General features: G+C 47.8%; 21 protein-coding genes. 11 read left to right on the top strand and 10 right to left on the bottom strand.

What is annotated here, in order from left to right; all coding sequences use genetic code 11:
- Positions 1-10 precede the first annotated feature (10 nt).
- Positions 11-922, top strand: a complete 912-nt coding sequence (locus OM95_RS10570; RefSeq protein ID WP_041873449.1) for a hypothetical protein — start codon at positions 11-13, stop codon at positions 920-922.
- A 57-nt stretch (positions 923-979) separates the two neighbouring features.
- Here the strand turns inward: OM95_RS10570 and OM95_RS10565 are convergent, their stop codons facing one another.
- A complete protein-coding gene (locus OM95_RS10565; protein ID WP_041873446.1) occupies positions 980-2,326 on the bottom strand; it encodes an HD domain-containing phosphohydrolase in 1,347 nt (448 codons plus the stop codon).
- The gene (locus tag OM95_RS10560) at positions 2,323-3,306 is read right to left on the bottom strand and encodes an ATP-binding protein (protein ID WP_291516129.1); all 984 of its coding nucleotides are present in this window, start codon (positions 3,304-3,306) and stop codon (positions 2,323-2,325) included. Before OM95_RS10560 ends, OM95_RS10565 begins: the two co-directional genes overlap by 4 nt.
- 398 nt (positions 3,307-3,704) lie before the next feature.
- On the opposite strand from OM95_RS10560, the gene OM95_RS10555 reads away from it, so the two are divergent.
- A complete protein-coding gene (locus tag OM95_RS10555) occupies positions 3,705-4,697 on the top strand; it encodes a hypothetical protein (RefSeq protein ID WP_291516127.1) in 993 nt (330 codons plus the stop codon).
- On the opposite strand, the gene OM95_RS10550 is transcribed toward OM95_RS10555, so the two are convergent.
- Both OM95_RS10550 and OM95_RS10545 read right to left on the bottom strand, forming a co-directional pair.
- Complete coding sequence (locus tag OM95_RS10550; protein ID WP_041873443.1) at positions 4,694-5,521, bottom strand: hypothetical protein; 828 nt, start codon at positions 5,519-5,521, stop codon at positions 4,694-4,696. The two genes, OM95_RS10555 and OM95_RS10550, sit on opposite strands and share 4 nt — an antisense overlap.
- A gap of 81 nt (positions 5,522-5,602) precedes the next feature.
- Positions 5,603-6,265 carry a hypothetical protein gene (locus tag OM95_RS10545; protein ID WP_041873441.1) on the bottom strand — a complete coding sequence of 221 codons (663 nt, stop codon included), beginning with the start codon at positions 6,263-6,265 and terminating at the stop codon, positions 5,603-5,605.
- Between the two features lie 178 nt (positions 6,266-6,443).
- On the opposite strand from OM95_RS10545, the gene OM95_RS10540 reads away from it, so the two are divergent.
- On the top strand, positions 6,444-7,091 hold the full coding sequence (locus tag OM95_RS10540) for an HD-GYP domain-containing protein (RefSeq protein WP_041873439.1): 648 nt from the start codon (positions 6,444-6,446) through the stop codon (positions 7,089-7,091).
- On the opposite strand, the gene OM95_RS10535 is transcribed toward OM95_RS10540, so the two are convergent.
- Positions 7,092-7,895 (bottom strand): DUF1338 domain-containing protein, encoded by an 804-nt coding sequence (locus tag OM95_RS10535; RefSeq protein ID WP_041873436.1) that lies wholly within the window; start codon positions 7,893-7,895, stop codon positions 7,092-7,094.
- A 118-nt stretch (positions 7,896-8,013) separates the two neighbouring features.
- On the opposite strand from OM95_RS10535, the gene OM95_RS10530 reads away from it, so the two are divergent.
- The 4 genes from OM95_RS10530 to OM95_RS10515 all read left to right on the top strand — a co-directional run bounded on the left by OM95_RS10530 (position 8,014) and on the right by OM95_RS10515 (position 14,435).
- Positions 8,014-9,033 carry a M14 family zinc carboxypeptidase gene (locus OM95_RS10530; protein ID WP_041873434.1) on the top strand — a complete coding sequence of 340 codons (1,020 nt, stop codon included), beginning with the start codon at positions 8,014-8,016 and terminating at the stop codon, positions 9,031-9,033.
- Complete coding sequence (locus OM95_RS10525; protein ID WP_041873431.1) at positions 9,020-9,760, top strand: alpha/beta hydrolase; 741 nt, start codon at positions 9,020-9,022, stop codon at positions 9,758-9,760. The genes OM95_RS10530 and OM95_RS10525 overlap by 14 nt, the downstream gene beginning before the upstream one ends.
- A 168-nt stretch (positions 9,761-9,928) precedes the next feature.
- Entirely contained in the window at positions 9,929-11,362 is a 1,434-nt protein-coding gene (locus tag OM95_RS10520; RefSeq protein ID WP_041873428.1) for a hypothetical protein, read from the top strand.
- The gene (locus OM95_RS10515; protein ID WP_291516125.1) at positions 11,352-14,435 is read left to right on the top strand and encodes a hypothetical protein; all 3,084 of its coding nucleotides are present in this window, start codon (positions 11,352-11,354) and stop codon (positions 14,433-14,435) included. The genes OM95_RS10520 and OM95_RS10515 overlap by 11 nt, the downstream gene beginning before the upstream one ends.
- On the opposite strand, the gene OM95_RS10510 is transcribed toward OM95_RS10515, so the two are convergent.
- From OM95_RS10510 to rpmG, 3 genes are read right to left on the bottom strand one after another with little or no spacing between them, the layout of a single operon-like run.
- Positions 14,377-15,015 (bottom strand): hypothetical protein, encoded by a 639-nt coding sequence (locus tag OM95_RS10510; RefSeq protein ID WP_041873426.1) that lies wholly within the window; start codon positions 15,013-15,015, stop codon positions 14,377-14,379. The two genes, OM95_RS10515 and OM95_RS10510, sit on opposite strands and share 59 nt — an antisense overlap.
- On the bottom strand, positions 14,997-15,533 hold the full coding sequence (gene dcd, locus OM95_RS10505) for a dCTP deaminase (protein ID WP_041873424.1): 537 nt from the start codon (positions 15,531-15,533) through the stop codon (positions 14,997-14,999). Before dcd ends, OM95_RS10510 begins: the two co-directional genes overlap by 19 nt.
- Entirely contained in the window at positions 15,533-15,712 is a 180-nt protein-coding gene (gene rpmG / locus OM95_RS10500; RefSeq protein ID WP_041873421.1) for a 50S ribosomal protein L33, read from the bottom strand. Before rpmG ends, dcd begins: the two co-directional genes overlap by 1 nt.
- 158 nt (positions 15,713-15,870) lie before the next feature.
- Between rpmG and OM95_RS10495 the strand changes: the two genes are divergently transcribed.
- The 4 genes from OM95_RS10495 to OM95_RS10480 all read left to right on the top strand — a co-directional run bounded on the left by OM95_RS10495 (position 15,871) and on the right by OM95_RS10480 (position 18,557).
- On the top strand, positions 15,871-16,749 hold the full coding sequence (locus OM95_RS10495) for a ChaN family lipoprotein (protein ID WP_291516123.1): 879 nt from the start codon (positions 15,871-15,873) through the stop codon (positions 16,747-16,749).
- Positions 16,750-16,813: 64 nt separating this feature from the next.
- Entirely contained in the window at positions 16,814-17,221 is a 408-nt protein-coding gene (locus tag OM95_RS10490; protein ID WP_041873419.1) for a response regulator, read from the top strand.
- Between the two features lie 95 nt (positions 17,222-17,316).
- Complete coding sequence (locus tag OM95_RS10485) at positions 17,317-18,039, top strand: DUF3750 domain-containing protein (protein ID WP_041873416.1); 723 nt, start codon at positions 17,317-17,319, stop codon at positions 18,037-18,039.
- Between the two features lie 152 nt (positions 18,040-18,191).
- A complete protein-coding gene (locus tag OM95_RS10480; protein WP_041873414.1) occupies positions 18,192-18,557 on the top strand; it encodes a hypothetical protein in 366 nt (121 codons plus the stop codon).
- A gap of 107 nt (positions 18,558-18,664) precedes the next feature.
- On the opposite strand, the gene OM95_RS10475 is transcribed toward OM95_RS10480, so the two are convergent.
- Together OM95_RS10475 and OM95_RS10470 are read right to left on the bottom strand one after the other, a co-directional pair.
- Positions 18,665-20,611, bottom strand: a complete 1,947-nt coding sequence (locus OM95_RS10475; RefSeq protein WP_041873412.1) for an ATP-binding protein — start codon at positions 20,609-20,611, stop codon at positions 18,665-18,667.
- Positions 20,608-22,776, bottom strand: coding sequence for a FecR domain-containing protein (locus OM95_RS10470; RefSeq protein ID WP_041873410.1), 2,169 nt, complete (start codon positions 22,774-22,776; stop codon positions 20,608-20,610). Before OM95_RS10470 ends, OM95_RS10475 begins: the two co-directional genes overlap by 4 nt.
- Positions 22,777-22,843: the final 67 nt, after the last annotated feature.

The raw sequence follows: 22,843 nt of genomic DNA, 5'->3' as shown, positions 1-22,843 counted from the left end.
GGAACCACAAATGAAAAATGTATTGCGCACTCTTCTTGCGTCAGTAGTAGCGACTAGCTTTGCAGCCTGCGGTGGCGGCGGCGGTGGTGGTGGCGGCACTGGCGGCGGTGGCGGCACACTTTACTACCCATATGAGACTGTATACGGCGATGTTTGTACGACTCAAGAAGCAACTCCAGGTTGTACATTCTTGCGCGCTGACGGAACTCGTATCACGGTGACTGAGGACCCAGACTACAACAACTACGGTTATGGCTCTGATGATCTTTGGTATGTTAAATTTGACTCTTCTGGACGAGCTGCCGTTTACAACGATCTTGGTTACTTCCAGTACTACGCTGACGTGTCAGAATTTGCTGGTTACGTGGGTGGAACTTCTATCGGTGTAGGAACAACAGGCTTCTTCTGGGAAGATATCCGCAATGGTACTTACTGGTTGGGTAAAAACGGCGTTCTTTACAATGCCAACTCAGGTGAGTCTAACTACGGTCAAGCAATCAACGATAAAACATCCTCGTCTGCTTCAGACACAAACTTCGCGGCTTTGAACTCTGACGCGAACAAACAGCTTGTTAAAAAAGCTTCTGAGAAGTTGATGAAAGAATACGGCTTCAAACAAGATAAAGCGGTGGCAGTTGCTTCAGCATTGAATTCTTGGGCGGTAGCTGCGGCTGAGCGTGGTACAACTTCAGAAAAAGATATGGACAAAACATTCAAAGCTGTATTCGGTGTTCAGTTCTCTGACGCTTTGGCAGCGGCGAAAGATTTGGCTTTGGGTGATTCTGCAGGAATGCAAGACATCACGAACAGATCTGCTTCTGAACTTGGTTTGAAACCTCACCAAGCGCAAAAGTTCATGAAGGGCATGTACAAAAAAGCTCTTGCTAACTGGGGTTACGACGTTGAATCTTTCAACTGGTAATTTCTAAGTTGCATTCATAAAAATGCCAAAGACCCACGCTAAAACGTGGGTCTTTTTTTATGCCACCTTCTTCAAGGGAAACAACGCAGTAAGGCTTTTTAAGCAATCGGGATCCAGCAGACTCTGTTTGGTTTCCCGCAAACGGGACACGGCAGAGCTTCCGTCCAAAGGGGCCTCATTGTCAGGATTTTTTAGCGTCAGGCAGCAAAACGCATCCGCCGTCGAGATGATTCGTGTCAGGGGATGAATTTTCCTTTTATCAATACGTCGGGGATACCCCGTTCCCATTAAATCCTCATGATGTTCGTAAGTCATGTGAATCACGTCCGTCGGGATGCCTTTAATGGACTCCAGAATTTCTTTGCCCCGTGCCGGGTGGGATTCGATCAACATGCGTTCTTCTTTTGTCAGCTTGAAGCGACTTTTTTGCAAGACGTCTTGAGGAAGCTCTTTAAAGCCGATGTTGTGAAACAGACCTGCCATGGCGAGTTTAAAAAGAGTTTGTGGGGAATTGATGGACATTTTTTTTGCGATCATCACGGCATACATACTGACACCCAAGCTGTGAGAGTAAAGATAATCATTGTGATCGTTCAGTTGTTCCAGAATTGTCATGGCGTCATCTGAATCCGTGATGACGGATACACTTGAGGTTAAAAAATCTTTGGCATTGTTAAAAAGAGCCTTGTCCGTCCCCTGAACGAAGGCTTGTTGCACAATCAATCCGCCGGTGTATTTCACAAAGCGTAATTTTTTGGAATCTTGAACACTGTCAGTGGCATTGACGACTTTAGAAAGGTTCACTGTGAAACCGACAATGCTCGCAAAGTCCGCCTGTTTTACGTAAAGAAAGTGCACGCCTTTTTCTTTAAAGACGCGCAGTTTTTCTTCCGCGATCTTGCCTCCATGATGAGCGATTTTAATATATTTATCTGCGGCTACCTTCACAAAAATGCCGTACTGAGTGTTTTTTTCGCTCAGAAAGTCTTCAACGGGTAGTGAACAAAAGTCGGCGTCTTTTCCATCATCGATTTTCCACGGCGAGGTGCCGCTTAAGAGGCGATTGAGCTTTGTTAGAAGCTCGGCCGATTTGAAAGGTTTCGGGATGAAGTCTTTGGCACCCAGGTCGTGAGCTCGCTTTGTCTCCAGAACCTCGGAAAATCCTGTCATAAGAATTACGGGAATTGAGGGCTTATGGAGTTGCACCCATTCCAATAATTCGATGCCGGTCATCTTGGGCATTTTTATATCCGTAAGAATAATGTCGGGATCTAAATTTTCAGAAAGAAGGTTGCGGGCATGAAGTCCGTTTTCTGCTTCGTGCACCTCGAAAGATTTGTTCAAAAAGTCTTTCACGGCCGACCGAAAGAAGTCATCATCCTCAACCAAAAGAATCTTTTTCATATAACACCTTCTAAAGAAAGGTCTTCGACCCGCAGTCCCTGTCTTTTGGGGATCTCTATCACAAAGCTCGTGTTCACATGTCCCGGATCAATAAAAAGGCGCCCGTTATGCCCCCTGGCGATCCCCATGGAAACGCTCAATCCAATACCTGTGCCCTTGCCTACGTCCTTCGTGGTAAAAAACGGCTGAAATATTTTTTCCAAAAGCAAAGGGTCTATTCCTGGACCGGAATCGGTCACCCGCATTTGTACAAAGTCTGGAGTATGTGAGACATTGAGCTCGATCCATTTTTGCTCTAGCTTGCTGACGGCGTCCAAAGCATTTCCCATTAGATTCAAAAGAACTTGAGTAATTTCCACCGGCCGACATTCAATAGTGATTGTTTCCGCGGGAATTTCCCAGCGCAGATCGACCCCATCGACATTGAAACGGTCGCCACAAAGAATCATGGCATCCTCAATCGCTTCCTGAACGGAATACGTCTGAAATGGATCTGCCTCTCCAGAACGGGAAAAGGTCTTCAGACCCTTGATGATTTTTGAAATGCGGTCGATGGTCATGTCGGATTTGTGAAGATAGTTGATGACAGTGGTTGAGTCGGATTTGTTATGGTCGAGTTCATAAATCGCCTCTGATAAAAACATTTTAATTGCCGCCAAGGGTGTGTTGATTTCATGAGCCATGCCGGCAACCATTTCACCAAGAGCGGACATTTTCGCGGATTGCAGAGCTAGGCCTTTTTGCTCCTGAAGTTCCCGAGTTTTGCTTTCTAGAGCAGCAATGTTTTTTCTGACGTGGCCCTGGACTTCAAAATAGAGAAGGCATAAGGCCAAAGAAATAAATGAGCAGATGATCATTAAGATACAAAGAGCGTCAAAAATGTAGTCGATCAGAGCCTCTCTCACAAAAAGACTTTGAATCAGTAACGCCGAAACTATCAGCGCGATAATAATAAGAATCGCTGTGGGATGGGGTTTCATGGGAACCTCTGGCCTGTCTTTTCGGCCGTTCAAGGTAGTACTGAATTCTATTTCTGAATTCTCATGTGAATGTAATCTTGTTGTGAGTTTATTCCATATACTTTATTGGAATAAGGCCGATAGGAATACGTAGGACTTTTACCTTTTTGAAAGTGAATCATAAATGCTGCCACCTAAAGATGATCCTCGCTGGCGAAGTCTTGTCGTTAATCAAAACGAACTCCCCTTGCAGGCGTTGGCCAGCAAAATGATCCTGACGCGTGTCAGACGACTGGTCGCGGGAGATCCTTCATCCGAGAGGATTGGCGAAGCTGTTACTATTGCGTATGATTTTTTTAAGAAGAACGAACATGCAGTTTCTGATGACATTAAATGTATCTTTGGGAAAGGGAGCTAACTTGAAAACACTTTTTAATGTTGATGAAGTTGCTCAGATGATTCGGTCCGGAAGAAGACTGTTACTTGCGGGGAACGACTTACTTCTAAGTCAGCTCCCTCGTGGCGCCTGGATCGGGGGCACCATTCCCTATTTTATGTCAGAGTGGGGCGGCATCGAGACCAACCAGCTTATTCAGGTGGTCGAGCTTCCTGACTTCGTGATCAGCAGTAAGGCGATTTGTTATGACACTTCAGATCTTAAGAATATTCCACAGGACTATGAGGAAAATGGTGCATCTTTTATCATTATTCCTGCCTTTTCCGAGGTTCACAAAGCATTTGCCAAAGAGTGTGTTAACTTTCCGGGACTGTTCGACAGACCATTATTGGGTTGGGTCAGTGGCTTTCACTTGCTTGGCGAAACTCCCAAGCAGGCCAAGGTCTACGATGGCTTCAGTGGCACCTCCTATTCTGATCGAGCTATTGTTTTGCATCTTGCACTTCGCAGCAATAAGTTCGGCAAGGTCAATATTCTGAATCTCTTCAAGCAAGGAGAGGGTGACTCGATTCGTTTTAAAAGCACAGGCTTTGAAGTGGGGGAGTGTAGTATTAATGGGCAGCCCAGAAATTTTTGTGACTATCTGAAAGAGAAAAATATCGATACTCAGCTTCCCATGGTGGCGAATTATTCCGGGGCTATGATCAACGTCAGTATTATGGCGCTGAACGAAGAAGCTAAAACCGTGCAGCTTTATGCGCCGGTTTTTTCTGATGTAGAATATAAATTCGCAGATCCAGTGAATAACTATGAAGCTGAGTTCGAAAAAGTTCTGAAGGAAATGGGTTTACAAAACCCGACTTTTTCATGCAACTGTATCCTAAACTTCTTATACGCAAATCTTAAAGGAAAGAAGACCGGTGACATCGTAGGCCCGATGACGTTTGGTGAAATCGCTTATATGCTTTTGAACCAAACGATGGTCTACGTCACCTTTGAAGATCGCGCTGCTTAAAAAAGTTTTCGTTCACGCAAGGCACTTTGCGTTCCCAAGGGGCCTGCAATGGGCAGAGCCTCCTGCAGACGTTGCCAGGTATTTCTGGTTGCAGGCAGTTCGGAATCTAAAAAGCGAAAGGCGCTGGTTGCGCAGTTATTCGAAAACAAAGCGTACACGCTTTGCAGGCGTTGTTGATCACTTTCTTGGATTCCTTTTAAAAGTATTTTCCCCACCTTTCCCGCTGGCACGATCAAAGGCAGAAAGGTCGAGGGATGTTTGTATTCCGCCACCCAACGGGTAAATTCCTCACCGGTGACCAGTCGATGCACCAAAAGAAAATTCCCCAGATAGGCTTCCAGCAATGTGTATTTGTGATCTTTGGGCGGCACGCCTTCAGAGGAGAGGACCAGAGTTCGCACCAACACCGGCGGTCTCTCGGTATCTGTTTGGTGGACCAGTCGCAAGGCGGGTGCTTTGCCATGAAGTGTAAAACGTAAAACCACATGGGAAATGCCCGGCAGAAAATTTTCAAAGCCCATTTCTATTTTTTCGAAGTCCTGCAGATTCAGGGTGGTTTTATAATAGCTGCCAAAATGAAGGATGTTGGCTACAGTCAATTCTTTTTGGTTTTCTAAAATGCGGGCTGGACGGAAGCGACAAGAGTCGATGCACTGGCCTTGAAACTTTCCGCTTTTAAAACTTTGCGGTTCTTCCAGTGAATCCTGTGCGCTGGTGGTGCAAGAGCAAGAACTGTTGGGCAGTGTTAGTCCCAAGTTTTGAGCTTGAACTGGTGTCGAGAGAAGAATCCAGGACATTCCAAGGGCCATGATGAATGGCTTCATACAGTTTCCTTTTTTAGCTTCAAATACTAAAAAAAAAGGGGCTCTTCAAGAGCCCCTCTGCAGAAGTATGTCAGGATTTTGTTAAAAATAGGCAATAATCCCGGCGGTGAAAGACAGGCCGGTTATGGTCGCATCACCACCGACGCCGCCGGAAACTTTTTGATAAATGTAGCCGCCATCAAGACGGAAACCCACGCCCGTTCCAGTGGGGAACCATTTTGCAAAAGGTCCTACGAAGAAATCCATCACATCAATTTTTGATCCGGTTCCGCTGTCTCGCTGGCCCATGGTAGCAAAGCCCCCCAAACCGTAAACGAATGCTTCGCCGGGGGTGTTGGCAATCATATTATAGTCGCCGAAGCCTCCGAATTTGTAAGTCGTCGTCGTCACACTGCCGATAGCCGTTGAGGAATAGCTGATCAAGGGTCCCACTTCATAGGTCCCGAAGTTCCAGCCAAATTTCCCCAAAAGGTTGATGTCGGTTTCATTCTCGGCGCCGGCCGTATCCGCCTTGGTGTTTTCAAAATTAAAACTCAAGCCTACTAAGTATTTGCGGGACGTGGACACGGCCGAAGATTCGCCGAATTCATCGGGCGCCAACTCATAGACGTTTCCAGGTTGTAAAGCGCCGCCGGAAAACTCGATCACGGCTTGGTTGCCTTTCACTTTGCGCACTTTGATTTTCTGCGCAAACGAGGCGGAAGAAAAAGTCATTATCGCCAAGACAAGAAGCCACTTTTTCATAGGAACCTTTCAGGAATTAAAACTGTTTCAAGATGAATCACTTTCATTGAAAAGTCTTTCAATCACGCAACAAACTGTCAACCTCAAGTTGGACCAGGGTGAGACGTGGAAATTTCTTTTATTTAAGTTTTACCTCCCAGAATCCGAAAAATAGGAGGTCAGGGGAGAAGGGAGCCGTATGTCGTCTTCATGGGGAGACATTCCGGCGTGGGCTTACGAGTCGGCGCAGGCACTCATGCAATCATTGAAAGCCGTTGATCCGGCGACGTATGCGCACTGCTGTCGAGTCGGTGAGATGTCGCGTAAGTTGGCGCGCGATGCGGGTCTTAACGAATATCAGCAAAAGCTTGCCGAGTTCGCGGGTCTTTTTCACGACATTGGTAAAATCGGTGTTCCTCAAAGCATTATTGCGAAGCCGGGAAAGCTGGATGATCAAGAGCATTTGGTGATGCAAAGTCATCCGGTCTTAAGCGAAGAAATTATCAAGCCCCTTTCTCGACATACCTTCTTTTCAGAAATTCTGCCGGCGATTCGTGGCCATCACGAGCGGGTGGATGGTACCGGTTACCCCGATAAAAAGCGCGGTGACGAGGTGCCACTTTTAGCAAGGATCATTCTTGTTGTAGATACCTACGACGCGATGTCTGAAACGCGCGCCTATCGTAAAGGACTTCCTTTGGAAGTGGTGTATGCAGAGCTAAAACGATGTTCGGGAACTCAATTTGATCCCCAGTTGGTGCAGACTTTCCTGCAGGCCCACAAGCATTGGGGCCAGCAAGAATCGGACAGAGAAACTTTCGAAAAACTGATCCGCGGGGCCGCTTAGTTAAGTGGCCTTATTCGTACTTTCAAAAATCTTGTCAGCAGACTTCGCGACAAATCCTTGATACAACTTGCCATCAGCCAAAGGATAACGTTTGGCAAATTCATAATAACAACCGGGAATGTTGTGCATACTGCCATCGTCAAATTTGACGGGAATTTCTGACGCCATGGTCGAGCTTTGCTCAAGGTAATCCGCAGGTGTGCCTTTCACCTCGCCGCCGGATTTGTTCAGAGTGTAGCCTTGGCTTTTTATAAAATCGTTCAGGGCCAAAATATCCGGAAACTTTTTAAGCTTATTGATATTCACGGTGAAATGGTTGGGGCGGAAACCATACGCGGCCACCCAGGAAGCATATTCACTTTCTTTGGCCAACTGAGCGTACAATTCATAACTGACTTTCCAAGGACGACCACACATCGGAAAAGTTTCACTCTGGATTAAAGAATCAGGTAATTGCTCGACCAATTTGTTGACGGTTTCGCGAATGAATGGAGACACTTTTTCAAGCTCTAGTTCACTGATGAAGATTTTTGGCATGTCTTCATTGGGGTGTTGGTAATGTTTCGCAAAAAGCTTCTTTTCAACAAAAGTGTAATCCCCTTTTTCAACATAGCCGAATTTTTTGAAGTGTTGAGCCAGGGATTCAATTCCCAAACGCGGATGATTGAATGTTCGCAAAGCGATGTGGTCGTTCAGTACAGTTTCACCTTCTGCAGCCAAGATGTCATGAATGCGTTTTGCGGCAGGGTTGAGTTCGCAATAGTCGATCCACATTTTTTGAAGCAGAGTTTCTAGACTCATCATAACTTGTTCTCCTGATAAACGAAGGTTACTCTTCTTAGAATCGAGGTGCAATGACCCTTCAATGGCTTTAAGCGTTATGCGTTGGAGAGCGCACACGATTAGCCAACAATAGGAGCCTATGAACACTCTTCCTGAAATTCAACAAATTGAAAAGCGAATCCAGGATTTGGGAACCTCGGTGCGATCGGAAATACTGGCATATAGCGAAGCCGATAATGTGCGGTTTCCGATCTATAAAATTTCTTTCGGTAGCAACCATCCGCAGGCGCCCGTCTTAGGTTTTGTGGGAGGCGTGCATGGGCTTGAGCGCATCGGTGCGCAAGTCTGTGTGGCCTTGATGAATTCTTTGGCCGAATTGGTGACCTGGGATAAAACAGTGCAGACCACGCTGCAAAACATTCGCGTCTTTTTCATTCCGACGGTGAATCCCGTAGGCATCTATCGCAAAACAAGGTCCAATCCCCACGGCGTCGATTTGATGCGCAATGCTCCCGTCGAGGGCGACAATCCAGCGCGCTGGGTGGGTGGGCATCGTTTGAGTGCAAAACTACCCTGGTATCGGGGGCCTGTCGATCAGCCGATGGAGATCGAGGCACAGGCTTTGGTGCAAGCCGTGCAGAACGAGATCAAAGACAGTCCGTTGGCGGTGACTTTGGACCTGCACTCGGGTTTTGGTTTTCAGGATAGGCTGTGGTTTCCTTATGCTAAAACCATAAAACCTTTCCCAGATCTTCCTTTAGCTTATTCTTTGAAGGATCTGCTGGAGCGGACCTATCCGCATCACTTTTATCGCGTGGAACCGCAAGCGCAAAGTTACACCACCCACGGCGATCTGTGGGATTATATTTACGACGAGCATTTGAAAGTCGCGTCACCTGAGCAGAAATATCTGCCGCTGTGTCTGGAGATGGGGTCGTGGATGTGGGTTAAAAAGAATCCATGGCAAATTTTTCGTTCAGACGGTCCCTTCAATCCTTTGAAAGGGCATCGCCATCGCCGCACGCTCCGTCGCCACAACACTTTGATGGAATTTTTAATTCGGGCTGTCGCGTCCCCGCAGGCTTGGGCGCAGATGAATGGCGAATGGGAAAAAGAGTGCGCGCAGAAAGCGCAGGAGCTTTGGTATGGCACAAAATAGAAATTGGATCTTATTGCGGGGCTTGGCTCGCGGAGTGGGACATTGGGGTTCGTTTGTTGAAAAAATGCGGACCAGATTTCCCAATGACAACATCGAACTGCTCGATTTGCCAGGCAATGGAACTCGTCACAAAGAAAAAAGCCCTCTCAAGATTGCGGACTACGTGAAAGATTTGCGGGCGCACTCGCAATTTGTGAAAAACGGAGAGACTTTTAATATTCTTTCTGTTTCGTTGGGGGCGATGATCACCGTCGAATGGATGCGTGAATTTCCTCACGAAGTAAAAAAATCTTATCTTTTTTGTACAAGTTCTTCGGCGCATTCTCCATTCTATCATCGTTTTTATCCGATGAATTTCCTGCGCGCGTCCCGGCTTTTGACAGCGACGGGTGATGAAGCTCTTTGGGAAAAGACGATTTTAGAGATGGTGACCAACAGTCACGAACGCCGCGAAGCTGAGATTCTGTCGCTGATGGCATTTACCAAAAACAATCCCATGAGTATGGAAAATGTCTTTCGCCAACTGGTCGCGGCTTCAAAATATCAGTTCCCTAAAGAAGTTCCTGGCGAGGTGTCTCTTTTTGGCAGCCACGGCGACCGCTTGGTGTCGCCACAATGCACTTTACGAATCGGTGAAACGTGGGGACTAAAACCCACAATGCACCCTTGGGCCGGCCACGACATCCCAATTGACGACCCGCATTGGGTGCTAGAACACTTACTCTAAAGGCGCGCGAACCTGACATTTTTTTAGGGGTAAGAATTTCAAGAAGAGTGACGTTTTTTTACCCTGATAGCGAACGTATTCGAGAAGAGACCCTTTAACACTGGGCTCCGTTGACTCTGGAGCCCTTTTCTTATTCTCTATGAGCTGGACTAAAAGCCAGAGGCGGACGTGAGGGTAAGAACCTACTTTGCTGCGGCGCTAACGAGCGTTGTAGTAAACACACATGCGAAAACTCAGACCCTGAACTTGAAGAATCTTCAAGCAGAAGGGGTCAGCTCTATTGAAGAGCCCAAGCGTTCTACGCCCGCACAGGTTTATGGTCAGATCCGGATGGAGGGAATGCAGTATTTGACTCCCATTCCTGAGACTCCGAATCTGACCTACAGCCAACTTCTCTCTGCGCGACTTTCTGCTTTGAAGGAAACTTCTTGGGTGGACATGGTCGCGGACGTTTCTGGCGGCACCTTCTTCAGTCGCGGACAGTCTCACTTTGTGGTGCATGAAGCTTATTTGGTCAATCATGGCAACACTCCCTTGAAAATCTATACAGGTCGCAAAAAGAATGGCTGGAGCGAGATGGATCGTCGCTGGCAATTGGGGCTTTGGCAGCCTAAGTTCGCCTTCGACACGCTTCGCCCGGATGAGCAAGGTCTGACGGGTGTATTTGCCGATTACAATATGCGTGGCTGGGAGGTCGTTGCATTTGCGACCCCGGTGTTTATTCCCAGCATGGGCCCTGATATTCGTGAAGAGGGTGGCGGTCTTGTTGCCGACAGTCGCTGGTATCGCGCTCCTTCCCGGGATTTTGCATTAAACAACCGTGTGAACCAGATTGTCTACGAGCTCGACATTCCCGAAACGGCGAAGCTGGTTGGTAACGGCGCTGTGGCGATGATGGGACGACTGGGAAATAAAGAGCGGGGCGCCTGGGTGGTTGCCAGTGCCGGTCATCTTCCGGTCAATGATCTGATCTTAAAACGCAAAATCCAGATGGATGCCTCTGAAGGCGGCGTGGATGTGACGGTGTCTCCGGATCTGACGTATCATGATGTCTATTCCGTCGATGTGGGATATGCCTTTGAAAATGTAAAGACCTCTGTGTCGTATCTTCAAGATGAACCCATGGAAAAACATCCGGATGTGGACTGGGCGATTCAAAAACTTCTGCCTTTAAAAGCCTATTCTGCAGCGGTGGATTTTTCTTTAAACAACATTTGGACACGAACTTTGGCCTTCCAATTGGAGTACTTAAAAGTCGACGGCGGGGGCATCGTCGATATTCGTAATGATGGTCAGCCGGATGACTTTACTCTTTTTGATTCCCGCTTGAAGTTCACCAATGCCTTGTCTTTCCGGGTCGAAGGGCAGCTAGCGTCTATTTTCCGTCGACCTTTTGTTACGCGTTTTAAATATCTTTACGACTACGATCAACGGGGCTCGTTGTTAAATACAGAGTTCCTTTATTATCCCAACCAAAAGTGGGCAGTCGTTCTTGGCGGAGACGTCTTGGGTGTGCAGGATGAAAACCATAATCCTTCTAGCTTCCTGAACCAATACCGCGCCAATGACCGGGTCTACGGGGGCATGACTTATGTTTTCTAAAAAAATATTCTCTTATATCACCGTTGCCATGTTGGCAGCCGGAGCCCTGGCGGGCTGTGATTCCAAGGTGGGTGAAGCGCCTCCGCCCCCGGAAAGTCACGAATTGGGAGGAACGAAATGTCTGACCGAGGTGAAGCCGGTCGTAAAACATTTTATCGAAGGAACGGCAAGCAAAGCGGAAGTGTCATCGGGGTGGGATTGCGCGGAAACGGCCATTCAAACCTTTAAGCGTTATGTGCGAGGCAATGTTTCAGATCGTTATACCTCTCAAGAACTGGCGACGTTTTTAGAAAATAACTTCCTCGACGCTGCAAAAAAAGAAACCATCCCTGTCGGCCTGCAAGTGGAAGTGATGAAGCTGAAGCAGATCTTCGTGGGCGGAAGTGCCGAATACATCACGCGCGGCGAGATCGACAAGATCATTCGCCTGTTCGGAAGTTTCCGCGAGATGACGATGAACCTGACGCCCTACATGCGGGTTCTTTCCTTGAACTGGACGGTGTCTGAAGCAAACAATATTCAGACGGACGTGCGCTTCTTCGAAGAGGCCAACAAGGAAATTCAGAATGCGGCGCGAACTTTGGCTTCGCTGATTGAATCCAACGGACGCAGTTACAAGTTGGCGGACTTTGTTGTTTTGATGGAACAAATGAGCGTGTTCTTCAATGAGAAGTGGGATTTTCCCAAAACCATCGCGAAGTACATGCCGGTCGTTTTGAAGGTTAAAAAGGCGTTGGCTGGCGGCGACGAAAATTACGTGGCCCCCAGTGAATGGCGTCGTTTTGCCTTGCTGGGAGCCCGCGGTTATATCCAGTATCTGCGCTATTATTATTTTATCAAAGGGGTGCCTGAAACCGGGACGGGATATCGTCTTTCTTATCTGTCCAGAACCGTCGAGGACGTTCTCTCGGTCTTCCAGGATCTGGTGGCAGAAAAACCCGAAGGTGTTGTTTCCCGTGACGAGGTCAATGATCTTTTGAAGACCCTGCAGGTGGTATGGCCTGAGTTTAAAGTTTCCAACAATCTCGTTTTTGAAGCGATGAAGCTGAAACAATTGTTCTTCGGTGGCAGTGTTGATTCCTTCTCGACGACGGATTTTGAAACGGCTCGTTTGAAGGTCAGTCGAATTAAAATTCTGATTGAGCGTTTCTTGCCCTACTACTCCATTTACGGTCGTGAATGGGAACCGGAACTTTACGAAAATGAAGAGGCGCAAAAACTCTTCATGGAGTCCCAGTTTGTCCTGGAGGCCACGGTTCGCGAGGCCGGAGTCCTGTTTGAAGGGGCTTACGATCTTAACAATCTTGTGTCGCTAGTGCGAGAGGTGGAAGCGCTTTATCCGCCCGCAGGCGAAAGTTATGCGGACTTGATCGAAGAGCACATGCCTTTGATCGTCGATGTGAAGAACCTGATTTTGGGAGGCAACGATTCCTCTTTGAAGAAAGCGAATTGGAGCGTCCTTCTTGGTTTTGCGGCGCGCTTTTATTCAGACTTCCTTTATTATAATTACTTCTTGAAAGATCAGCCTATTGAAAAGCCGCTGACCGTCGGTTATCTGTCCGTGTTCGCCAACCAAAGTATCAATATTGCCCGGGATCTTTTGGCGATAAAAAAAGAAGCGCAGTTTTCGCGGGCGGAAATTAATAAAATCCTGGGCCATCTTTCGTCTTTGGGGATTCTGCCTGCTGATTTGAAGCCTCAGTCCCTTGATCAGGTGGTCGGCCTTATTCTTAATAATCTTCTGACTGAGCCGGAACGTCGTGTGACCGGTTACGTGCCTGACGCCTTGAACCTTTCTTCCTTGGAAGTTTTGCGAGGAGAGTTGCAGGTATGGTTAGATACCGAACTTTTCATTGCGCAAACTACCGAGAACTGGAAACCAGAGGAAGGGCTTTTGGCCAAGGACCTGCAGGAACTTTTGAAGACCACCTCGTTGTCGGCAGCGCCGCGCTCGCCGCTGGCTTCTGGTTTGTATGAATTCCTTTTGACCGTGCAAAGCCCAGTGCCTTTAACCGTAGATAGTGAGTCACGGGTGGTGATCTCAAATAAATTTGAGCAGGCTTACTCCGCGAAAACCCTTCGGCAGTTGAATCTTTATCGTGCGCTCAGCCGTCTTGCTGTCCGGTCTTTCACCGGCTCTCTAGATCGCTTGAATACGTACAAAGGTGTCAATCTTGAAGAAGTCCAAAATGCTTTCATGACGGTACGTCCGGCTTTGGTTGAACTCGGCATTTTAGAGCCGAAGAACACCTCTTTTGCATCTTCTCGATTCCGCGAGGCAAATATCTTTGTGCCGCATTCTGATGGAAACTCTCTGTCTTCGTATGCGGAACTGACGGATCTTATCGGTATGATCTGGTCGGGATTGAATATCAACTCGATGTTGCGCCAAGAGCTGATCAAGAAATGTTTTAACGGAAACACCGATGTTAAAAACGATGCTCTTGTCAGCTTAAGCTGTGTGCGTGCGTCTTATAAAGAGGCTTTGCCGATGGCGGCGACATCGCTGCCTGAATATCTGAAGTTCCAGAAGTCTGCCTCCAAGGATGAGTGGGCGATATACATGAACAATATCATTAAGGCGGCGGGTTATATTCCAAATGAAAAGAACATGGCGCTGCTCGAAGATATTTCGTTAGCGCCTCACGTGATGCAATACATTGAGATGATCTATGCGCGCTTCGATAGAAATAAAGACGGCGTGATCAACACCCCAGAATCTTTGAATGCCTTTCCGGCCTTTAAAGGAATTTTATTAGAATTGGCCAAAGATCAGATCGCCAATGGAAGCATTAAAGAAGCCGATCTTCTGGATTTATTCACTTATATTCTGCGCTATGGGAAGCCGCCAGAAACACTCAAAGAAAAACTGCGTTTTGTGTTAAGCTGGAAAGGAAAGCGGGATAAATGGGATGTGTGGGCTGATCGCATCCAACTGTCTGAAATTCTGGGTTACATTGCGGATCAAGTGACGAAGGCCGCGAAAGCCAACAAAGCCACAGAGGGCTTTGCACCTAATCCAATACTTTCTGTGAGTCAACCCGTGCCGCAGTCACCGCCGCGTTCTGAATAATCAAACCCACGTAACCCCCACCTCCGTTTTGGGTGGGGAGAGCAGAATCCAAATCACCAGAGCGTTCTGAATCCACGTCGGCTGTCGCCGGCGAGTATCCGATCATGTCTCGGCGCCAGATCAAAACGCGGGCTTTGGAGTTCACATTGTGAACCTCGATGATCAGGTCTAAAGCAGTCGGAACGAAGAAGCTCAGTTTTGAGGAGTTGACCATCGCCGAGTTTCCATTGATGGAGATTTGCGCGACGACGCTGGCTCCGGAGCGGCTTAAGGTTACGGCCACACCATTCGTGCTGGGGATGGACGTGTTGGAAGAATAAAAAACCGTTGAAACCCAGCTATTCGAGACTGTGTTTAAAGAAGCCTTCAGCGCCAGGGAGCGACTTGAAGACGTCGGGAGAACCGAAGTGAAGCGGATAGTTCCGATGCCTTCGATTTTATTCGTGTCGTATTCCTGAAATGTCCCACTGACCGCCGTATTAGAGTCAATGCCCGATACATCGGCGACGTTCGCGGCCGAACAGGCAACCAGGGTCAGGAAATTTAAGGCTAAAAATGATCTTAGAATGAATTTTTCCACATCATTGACTCTACTGGAATGGGTTTCTTGTCGTTATACTTTGCTGAAGGTTTGACGTTATAAGACGTCAAAATATCACCCTTCACTTCAAAGTATATCAACTGCCCAATCGGCATGCCAGTGTAAACACGAACCGGCTGTTTTACCGAAATCTCCAGAGTCCAATAATTGCAGAAACCAACGTCGCCTTTACCCGCTGTAGCGTGGATATCAATACCTAGGCGACCGACGCTCGATTTACCTTCTAAAAATGGGACATGCTTCAAAGTCTCAGTGTACTCCGAAGTCACGCCAAGATAGAGGGTGTCAGGCATAAGGACAAAACCCTCTTCAGGAATTTCAAAGGTGCGAATCTTGTTATGTTTTCTTGCGTCCAGCGTCTTCTCTTCGTAGACCGCGAGAGTTTTGCCTAAATGAACATCGTAAGAGTTCGTACCTAAGCACTCTCTGCGGAAGGGCTCTACTTTAATAGACCCTTGTTCCATGCACTCGAGAATCTGCTGATCCGTAAGAATCATTACTTAGTTTCTCTGTGAACTGTATGACGTTTCAAGTTTGGATTGTATTTCTTCTTTTCAAGACGACTTGGAGTCTTAGTTTTGTTCTTAGTCGTAGTGTAACGAGAAACAGGTTTGCCTTCAGCGCGAGCTTCAGTGCACTCAAGAGTGATGATGATTCTTCCTGACTTTTTTGCCATTGCAATGCCCCTTAATAGAACCTTTTAAATCATTTGTATTGCCATGCGTAATATGGAAAAAATGACAATACCTTTTCAAAGGGGCTCAAGGTATCAAAAGAAAAAGGAAACTTCAACAGGCAAATTCATGTCTATTGCTGATCTTCCGGGAGACTTTTATGAAGACTTGGAGCCTTTTTCTAATCTCACTCTTAATGTCGGCCTGTGCTCATGCTCAATCTGAAGGCATTTTGCGTGGGAACGACCATATTCCGGTGACTTTGCAGGATGCGGTGGCGACGGTCACCCCGGGAAGCATCGTCATTATTGGAGAGAATCACGGATTTGCCGAACACCGTGATCAGCAAGTCGCGATTATGCAGGCATTGCGCGCCAAAGGCTTGAAGGTTTCCGTCGGAATGGAATTTTTTACATATACGGATCAGGAACTCGTCAATTCTTATCGTGCGGGTTCGCTGGCCGAGCCTGACTTTTTAAAGGCCATTCAATGGGGCAATCCTTCTTATGATTATTATCGCCCGCAGGCACTTTTTCCTCTTATAACTGAAGGAGCGAAGACCCTTGCTTTGAATGCTCCGCGCAGTGTGACAGGGTCGGCGGCGAAAAAGGGTCTAGAGGCTTTGACTCCCGAAGAAAAGGCCTTGTTGCCACCGGGCTTCACTTTAGGACGTGATAGTTACAAGCGACGTTTTCTCAGTATGATGCCTCATCTGCCATCGCCAGAGGCGGGGGAGCGTTATTTCGCGGCTCAATCGATCTGGGACGATACCATGGCGTGGAAAGCCACCGAGTTCATGGCCTCACATCCTGATCAGGTCTTGGTCATTGTTGTCGGAGAATTCCATGTCCAGTATGGCGGCGGTCTTCCCGATCGTTTGCGGGCCCGGTCTCCTCAGACGCCGCTTTTGACCTTCTCGCAAATCAACATTCAAGGGATGGAAGAGGACGAAATCGCCGTCGAGATTCAGCCATCGCCGCAAGAGGGACCTCGGGCTGATTATCTGTGGCTGGCGCCAGCACAAAGTCTAGGGTTGTAAAGAGTCTTTGAGATTCCGGCGTGCTTTTTTCTAAAATGAGAAAAGCTTTATAGGAGTCCCAATTATGTTCCCTGTTGAAACCCGCATTTTAGTTATCGACGATATGCCGTCCATTCGTGATCTCGTGAAGAATACACTAAAGGCGATGGGCTACAAAAACATCCAAGAAGCCGGAGACGGTGAAGAAGGTTTGAAACTTCTTCTGCAGCACAACTCTCCGGGAACTCAGTTTCAATTGGTCATTTCTGATTGGAATATGCCGAAGATGAAAGGGCTGGATTTGCTGAAGCAAGTTCGTGCGACGGCGGAATGGGCAAATCTTCCTTTCGTACTGTTGACGTCAGAGTCGGAAAGAGATCAAGTGACCGAGGCCGTTTTGGCGGGTGTGTCGCAGTATATCGTCAAACCGTTCTCAGCCAAGGTCTTCGAGGACAAGCTGAAAGCGGCTTATGCTAAGCACAACAAAGCTTAATCTCGTTTGAGCCTCTGTTCTGCAGAGGCTTTTCTTCAGAGTAAAACTCCCCATATTTTTTCCCTATTCCTTCGGAAATGTTTCATAATAGGCCCATGAAAAAACTTGTTTCCTTTTTCATCGGTTTTTTTGCAATCAGCAATGCCTTTGCGCAAGATTGGCGTACTGCCACTCGCGAAAGTGCGGGGCTGGCACCTGATCCCAAAACTGAAAAGCGGGCGGTGGTGCAGGTTTATGCTGCTCGGACCGTGGATTGGCGAGGGTATTTTGCTGTGCATTCGTGGATTGCGACAAAAGAAAAAGACGCCAGTTCCTATACCACCTATCACGTGATCGGGTGGCGCGTGCGTCGGGGGCTGGAAGCGGTGGTCGTGCAAAAAGATATTCCGGATCGTCATTGGTTTGGAGCGCGTCCCGAGTTGCTTGAAGACCTGCGCGGTGAGGAAGCGGAAAAAGCGATTCCACAAATTCACAATCTGGCGTTGAACTATGCTTACAAGAATACGTACCGGGCTTATCCCGGACCTAACAGCAACACCTTTATTTCTCATATCATTCGCAATGTCCCCGAATTGAAAGTGGAGTTGCCACCGACAGCGATCGGGAAGGACTGGATCAATCAGGGCGATATCGTTGGCTGGAGTGAAGCAAAAACGGGCGTGCAGTTTTCATTGTTCGGTCTTTTTGGTTTAACAATAGGTCTTTACGAAGGTGTTGAGCTGAATGTCCTGGGGTTGAATTTTGGCGTTGATTTTCTGCGTCCCGCTTTGAAGCTTCCCATGGTGGGGCGAGTGGGGATGAAGGACAAGGCTTATTAATATCCCCTCATCTAGAGCCCTCCTTAGAGCGGGCACGACTCGTCTTTGTTCTTATGAAAGAGATGTTTTCACTCAGAAAATTTTGAAAAATTTGAATGCCTCCTGGGGGAGTGCGAGGATGGGTGCAACCATCTCTCGCAAAGGAGGATGATATGAAATTGTTAACAGTCGCAGTGGCTACGGCCATGATGTTTACGGGCTCGGCCTTTGCAGCTGGCACAGGGTCGGGTACTGGCGCAAGTACAAGCTCAAGTTCGTCGACGGGCTCGAGCAGTCCATCAGACTCGTCTATGTCTGAATCCAGAACGCCAAGTTCGACTTCGGATATGTCCACGGAAACGGGAACTTCAGGTTCTGTGGCCTCTGAAATAGAACGTCAGAAAGCTGCGGATAAAAAGAAAATGCAGCGTAGCTCGAAAACAAACCGAGCTGATGCCAGCGGTTACGAAAGTGATTCGAAAAAAAGTGAATCACGTAGTGAATCCGGCACCATGGAGTCCGAAGGTACAACTCGCTAAAGTCACACCACGTTTTTAATAATGGCCTGCTTTCGATATTGAGCTCGAAAGCGGGTCGTCTTGCGCAAAGAATACAGAGGCTCTAGGGGTGGTGAAGCCGGGGCGGACTAAGCTGCCTTTGGCAGCTTTTCTTTTTTAAATTCGGTGATGTAAGGTACTTCCACAAAAAGGGTTGAGCCAACCCCCACTTGTGACTCCACCCACACACGTCCTTGCAGTTCTTCGGCGGCCACTTTGATGGCATCCATACCCACGCCTCGACCGGAAATATCCGTGACTTGTTCGCGAGTTGAAAACTGACTGTCGAAGATGTGCTGAATCACTTCCGCGTCGGTTTTATTTTTAGTATCGACCAAACGCTTGGCAAGCTTTTCACGAATCTTTTGCGGATCAATGCCGCCGCCGTCGTCCTGAATTTTGATCAAGAGACGAGGAGATTCGAAATGAGACTGAACTTCAAAACTGACTTCGACATGTCCTTCGGCGGATTTTCCCGCATCAACGCGCGTGTCGGGAGCTTCGATGCCGTGATCGACGGCATTTCTGAAGGCGTGGACCAGCGTGGCGAACAAGGAATTGTAAATTTCCGGAATGACCATGATGTTGCCATTATTGATTTTCAAAGGCGCCATCATTTTGTCGATTCTTTCCGCCAGACGCAGCATCACCTCGTTATAAGGTTCCACAAATCGCAAAACCGGTTCCATGGCAAGTTCGAGAAGAAGCTCTTGCGCGACATGACCGCCACCAGGCAACGAGCCCACTTTGCGAGCGATATCGTTAAGCTTGCTGATGGCAATTTCGATTTGACGCTCTTCAGGTAGTGCCGAGGAGCCGAGAATTTCTTTGGTCTCTTCTAAAAACTTAAAGAAGTATTCTTCGATTTCAAAACACTTCGCACGCAAAGAGATAAAGGCGGGGCGGGTCCAATTGTCCTTCAATTCTGCCAGCAAAGTTTCGCCCTGATGGCAGGCCTCTGCGACTTCCTTGATGGAAAACAGAGCGGCGCCTCCCTTGAGGGTGTGCAGGTTGCGGAAAAGGGTTTCCGTGTCGTAGGGAGCTTCGTCTTTGGAAACTTCTTCGCGCACGGAAATAAGCAAACCCTGAGCTTCTTGGATAAAGCGGTGGATTTCACGTTTTGACTTGATCATATTGATGATCAACTTGGCGTGTTCTTTTTCTGTTTCTGCCTGTTTCTGGGCTTCAATTAACGAGGTGATATCGGATGCAACCACCACGACGCCTTCCATAGTCCCTTCCGCAGAACGAAGCGGGTGATACTCTAAGGCGATATTACGGTTGGCTGAATGCGGATAAGTTGTCGGGCCCAACGGCGAAAGATCTTCAAAGGGCAGCATTTCCATAAACAGGGTTTGCATCCATTTTTTGAAGCCTTCGACTTTGTTTTCGGGAAGTTTTAAAACATCCCAAATAAGTTTGCCGTCAGGTCGGCATTCCACGGTGCTTTCGCAAGCCTTGGAAGAAACATCCAAAATCGTTCCGTCGGTATTAAAGATAAAGAAGCCTTGTCCCAAGCTGTCGAGCAGTGCGGACATCGTCTGGTTCAAGCGTGATAACTCGCGCGTGCGATCCGCGACCATTTGCTCCAGGTTTTTGCTGTAGTTTTCCAGTTGAACTTTGGCATCTTCCAGGGCTTTGATGACATCTTCTTTTTGCTCAAGCTCAGCGCGATATTTCTTTTGCAGACGTTCTTCCAACGTCACATCGCGGACAAAAACAATCCAGTTCTTATCGCCCATGGAATCAAAGATAGGTTGCAAGGTGATTTGGACTTTACCTTCGCCCCCTTGCGAGCTCTTGAAGTTCACTTCTTTGTAAGGGGTCGCATCGCAGACCTCGAGCAGCTTATCCAGGCCATCTAAAGGCTCACTGAATTCAAAAAGTTCACCGAACTTCATGCCGCGTGTGATTTTACGAATCGAAAGACCGGCGATAACCGCTGCCGTTTCGTTGCAATAAACCACCTTTTGTTCTGCATTCAGAACAAAAACGGGTTCTAACAGGGTGTCGAAGAGTGAGTACTGAATCTTCATTTTACAAAAGTCTCGTTCTTCTGATGGTAAAGTGTGAATTCACGTTTGGTTGTCCATTCAGAGGTCTCCGAATCGCTTTTGGATTCGGCGCGAACCCGCCAGTAAATTTTGCCCAACGGAACGCGGTCCTTAATCAGGTAGCGATTTCCGTCCAATGATTTGGCAATCAACGTGCGGGAAAAGTCGGCCTTGTCCGAGATTTCAATACGGTACGAGGTCGCACCTTCCACCTTTTTCCACTCCAGCCAAATAAAGGGTTCCATTTCCGTTTGCAGGAAAATGGAAGCGGCATTAAATGGCTCCATCAAAGTGGGAGGAACCAGAGGTGTGCGGAAGGTGTAAAGAACCTCTTCAATATTCGAAAACTCGGTCAAAGGTTTGTTGGCTTCATCCAAAGCCTGGACGCGAACATTGTAACGACCCGGATCGTTCAAAGTCAGAACGCCCGCATTCGCCGCATATTCCAGAAGTTGCGGAGTCGTGAAGTCTTTATTTTTATCCACCTGCACAAGATAGGATTTGGCAAAGGGGACTTCGCTCCAACTGATCGGAGTTTCTTTGGGGCCGGGAGCCTGTCCGACGGCATTGATTGTTTTCAACGGATCCAGCGTCACTCCACCAACGGTGATTTCCAAAACGCCGGTTTCACTGGGTTCACTGACCAGACCATTGAGGCCGCGAGCATAGACGCGATAGAAGTACTTGCCGGGACGGTACTGGGCCCACGCCGCCGAGGTTTGGTTGAGATCGTATTTTTCAGCCTCTTTAAAGCTGGCATCTTTGGCGATCTGCAACTGGTAGTTCTTGGTTTGTAAAACAGGCTTCCACGCCATCTTCGGTGCTTCCGGAGACGCGGGATTACGATCCTTACCCGTCGGAACCTTGAATTCAATTTTTTTAGTCACTAGCACTGGGCGGTCGGGACGTTCTTCTTTATGCGCTAAAAGATTCAATGTGAAAGACACCGGCTCAGACCACGGCGAAACTTTTTGATTTTCAGTTTGTCCCTGGACTCGCACCCAATAAGTTCCCGAAGGAAGTTTGGGGGTGACTGCCGCCAAAGTGGTGGTGTTTTCTTCTTTAAGAAGAGTCTGGAACTCAGGGTCCTGGGAAATCTGCCAAGTGAAATTCTTAAGAACGGGTTGAGCACGCCACTGCACTTCAGTTGTCGTGACCAGTTCTTCCTGTGGTTTTACTTTCAACTCCAGGCTGATCTGTGCCGCTTGAGTGGGGGTCACAATCTGCGGTCCGACCAAGTGCGAGATGTGCATGTTTTGCGCGGCAGAAATCGCACTGATTTGTCCGTTGTGATCGAAAGCTTTCAAACGCCAATAATAGGGGCCGGGCTGCAGTGGCTCGGTGACGGCCGTATTCAGCTCGGAGGTGATTTTAGAGACGGCGACCGTGCTGAAGTCTTCAGAGGGTGAGATCTCAAGTTCATAGCGCGAAACCGGTCCCTTGGATTCCCACGCAAAAGGAAGAGGATCGTCGGGATTCACACGGAGGTAGTTGATGTTGTTTTCCGTCTTCAGCGCCAGTTGCGGTTTTTCAACCTGTTTCACTTCGCCTTGTTTGGTAACTGCAACCACGGCATTTTTCGGAAGCGTTTTAACCGCCTTCTTCTTTTTATCGACGTACTTCACATCACCGGACAGAAGTTTTAAATCCACATTCCCACTGTGGGCTTTGTTAAATTGAATTTTGGGTTTTTCTGCGGTGCCAGGAGTGGATTCAAGTTTGAATTCTTCCGTGCCTGACTTCACCGTCAAAGAAGAACCTTGCGCCAGCTCACCAACGAGATTTCCGTAGCGAAGATCCAGATTCATTTGACCGTTTTTAAGATTTAAAGTGATAAGAGAGTTGGGCTCGATGCGAATCTGTGTTCCATCTTGAAGACGGATCGTCGCCTCGGAACGATCACCGGTAAAGATAGAGTCATTTTGATAGACGACATCTTTGCGAGAAGCCGGAAGCCAACTGAAAGTATCAAGATTTTTACGGCGCACATCGTTTTGAGAAGTGGCGACATCACCAATCAATTCTAATTTTCCATGGTTAGCTTTGGGGAACAGCAAAGAGTCATCGTACAGAAAATACGAGAAGGCCATCAATAAGATGAGGGCTCCGAAAAAGATGAATTTTTCTGTTTGTCCAAAACGTGACATAACACTCCTGCTTGAGGGCTTATCGGCGGGAAATGCCTAATCATTTACGGACCTTAGGCTAAGTTAA

It is taken from the genome of Bdellovibrio sp. ArHS (assembly GCF_000786105.1).
Classification (GTDB): Bacteria; Bdellovibrionota; Bdellovibrionia; order Bdellovibrionales; family Bdellovibrionaceae; genus Bdellovibrio.
This window is presented reverse-complemented; position numbering and strand designations above follow the sequence as displayed.

Excerpts from the sequence above, each read along its gene's own strand:
- OM95_RS10540 (WP_041873439.1), top strand. The coding sequence starts at position 6,444 with ATGTCGTCTTCATGGGGAGACATTCCGGCGTGGGCTTACGAGTCGGCG.
- dcd (WP_041873424.1), bottom strand. The coding sequence starts at position 15,533 with ATGATTCTTACGGATCAGCAGATTCTCGAGTGCATGGAACAAGGGTCT.
- OM95_RS10545 (WP_041873441.1), bottom strand. The coding sequence starts at position 6,265 with ATGAAAAAGTGGCTTCTTGTCTTGGCGATAATGACTTTTTCTTCCGCC.
- OM95_RS10570 (WP_041873449.1), top strand. The coding sequence starts at position 11 with ATGAAAAATGTATTGCGCACTCTTCTTGCGTCAGTAGTAGCGACTAGC.
- OM95_RS10530 (WP_041873434.1), top strand. The coding sequence starts at position 8,014 with ATGAACACTCTTCCTGAAATTCAACAAATTGAAAAGCGAATCCAGGAT.
- rpmG (WP_041873421.1), bottom strand. The coding sequence starts at position 15,712 with ATGGCAAAAAAGTCAGGAAGAATCATCATCACTCTTGAGTGCACTGAA.
- OM95_RS10470 (WP_041873410.1), bottom strand. The coding sequence starts at position 22,776 with ATGTCACGTTTTGGACAAACAGAAAAATTCATCTTTTTCGGAGCCCTC.
- OM95_RS10485 (WP_041873416.1), top strand. The coding sequence starts at position 17,317 with ATGAAAAAACTTGTTTCCTTTTTCATCGGTTTTTTTGCAATCAGCAAT.
- OM95_RS10565 (WP_041873446.1), bottom strand. The coding sequence starts at position 2,326 with ATGAAAAAGATTCTTTTGGTTGAGGATGATGACTTCTTTCGGTCGGCC.
- OM95_RS10515 (WP_291516125.1), top strand. The coding sequence starts at position 11,352 with ATGTTTTCTAAAAAAATATTCTCTTATATCACCGTTGCCATGTTGGCA.
- OM95_RS10550 (WP_041873443.1), bottom strand. The coding sequence starts at position 5,521 with ATGAAGCCATTCATCATGGCCCTTGGAATGTCCTGGATTCTTCTCTCG.
- OM95_RS10560 (WP_291516129.1), bottom strand. The coding sequence starts at position 3,306 with ATGAAACCCCATCCCACAGCGATTCTTATTATTATCGCGCTGATAGTT.
- OM95_RS10475 (WP_041873412.1), bottom strand. The coding sequence starts at position 20,611 with ATGAAGATTCAGTACTCACTCTTCGACACCCTGTTAGAACCCGTTTTT.
- OM95_RS10535 (WP_041873436.1), bottom strand. The coding sequence starts at position 7,895 with ATGATGAGTCTAGAAACTCTGCTTCAAAAAATGTGGATCGACTATTGC.
- OM95_RS10525 (WP_041873431.1), top strand. The coding sequence starts at position 9,020 with ATGGCACAAAATAGAAATTGGATCTTATTGCGGGGCTTGGCTCGCGGA.
- OM95_RS10490 (WP_041873419.1), top strand. The coding sequence starts at position 16,814 with ATGTTCCCTGTTGAAACCCGCATTTTAGTTATCGACGATATGCCGTCC.
- OM95_RS10480 (WP_041873414.1), top strand. The coding sequence starts at position 18,192 with ATGAAATTGTTAACAGTCGCAGTGGCTACGGCCATGATGTTTACGGGC.
- OM95_RS10495 (WP_291516123.1), top strand. The coding sequence starts at position 15,871 with ATGAAGACTTGGAGCCTTTTTCTAATCTCACTCTTAATGTCGGCCTGT.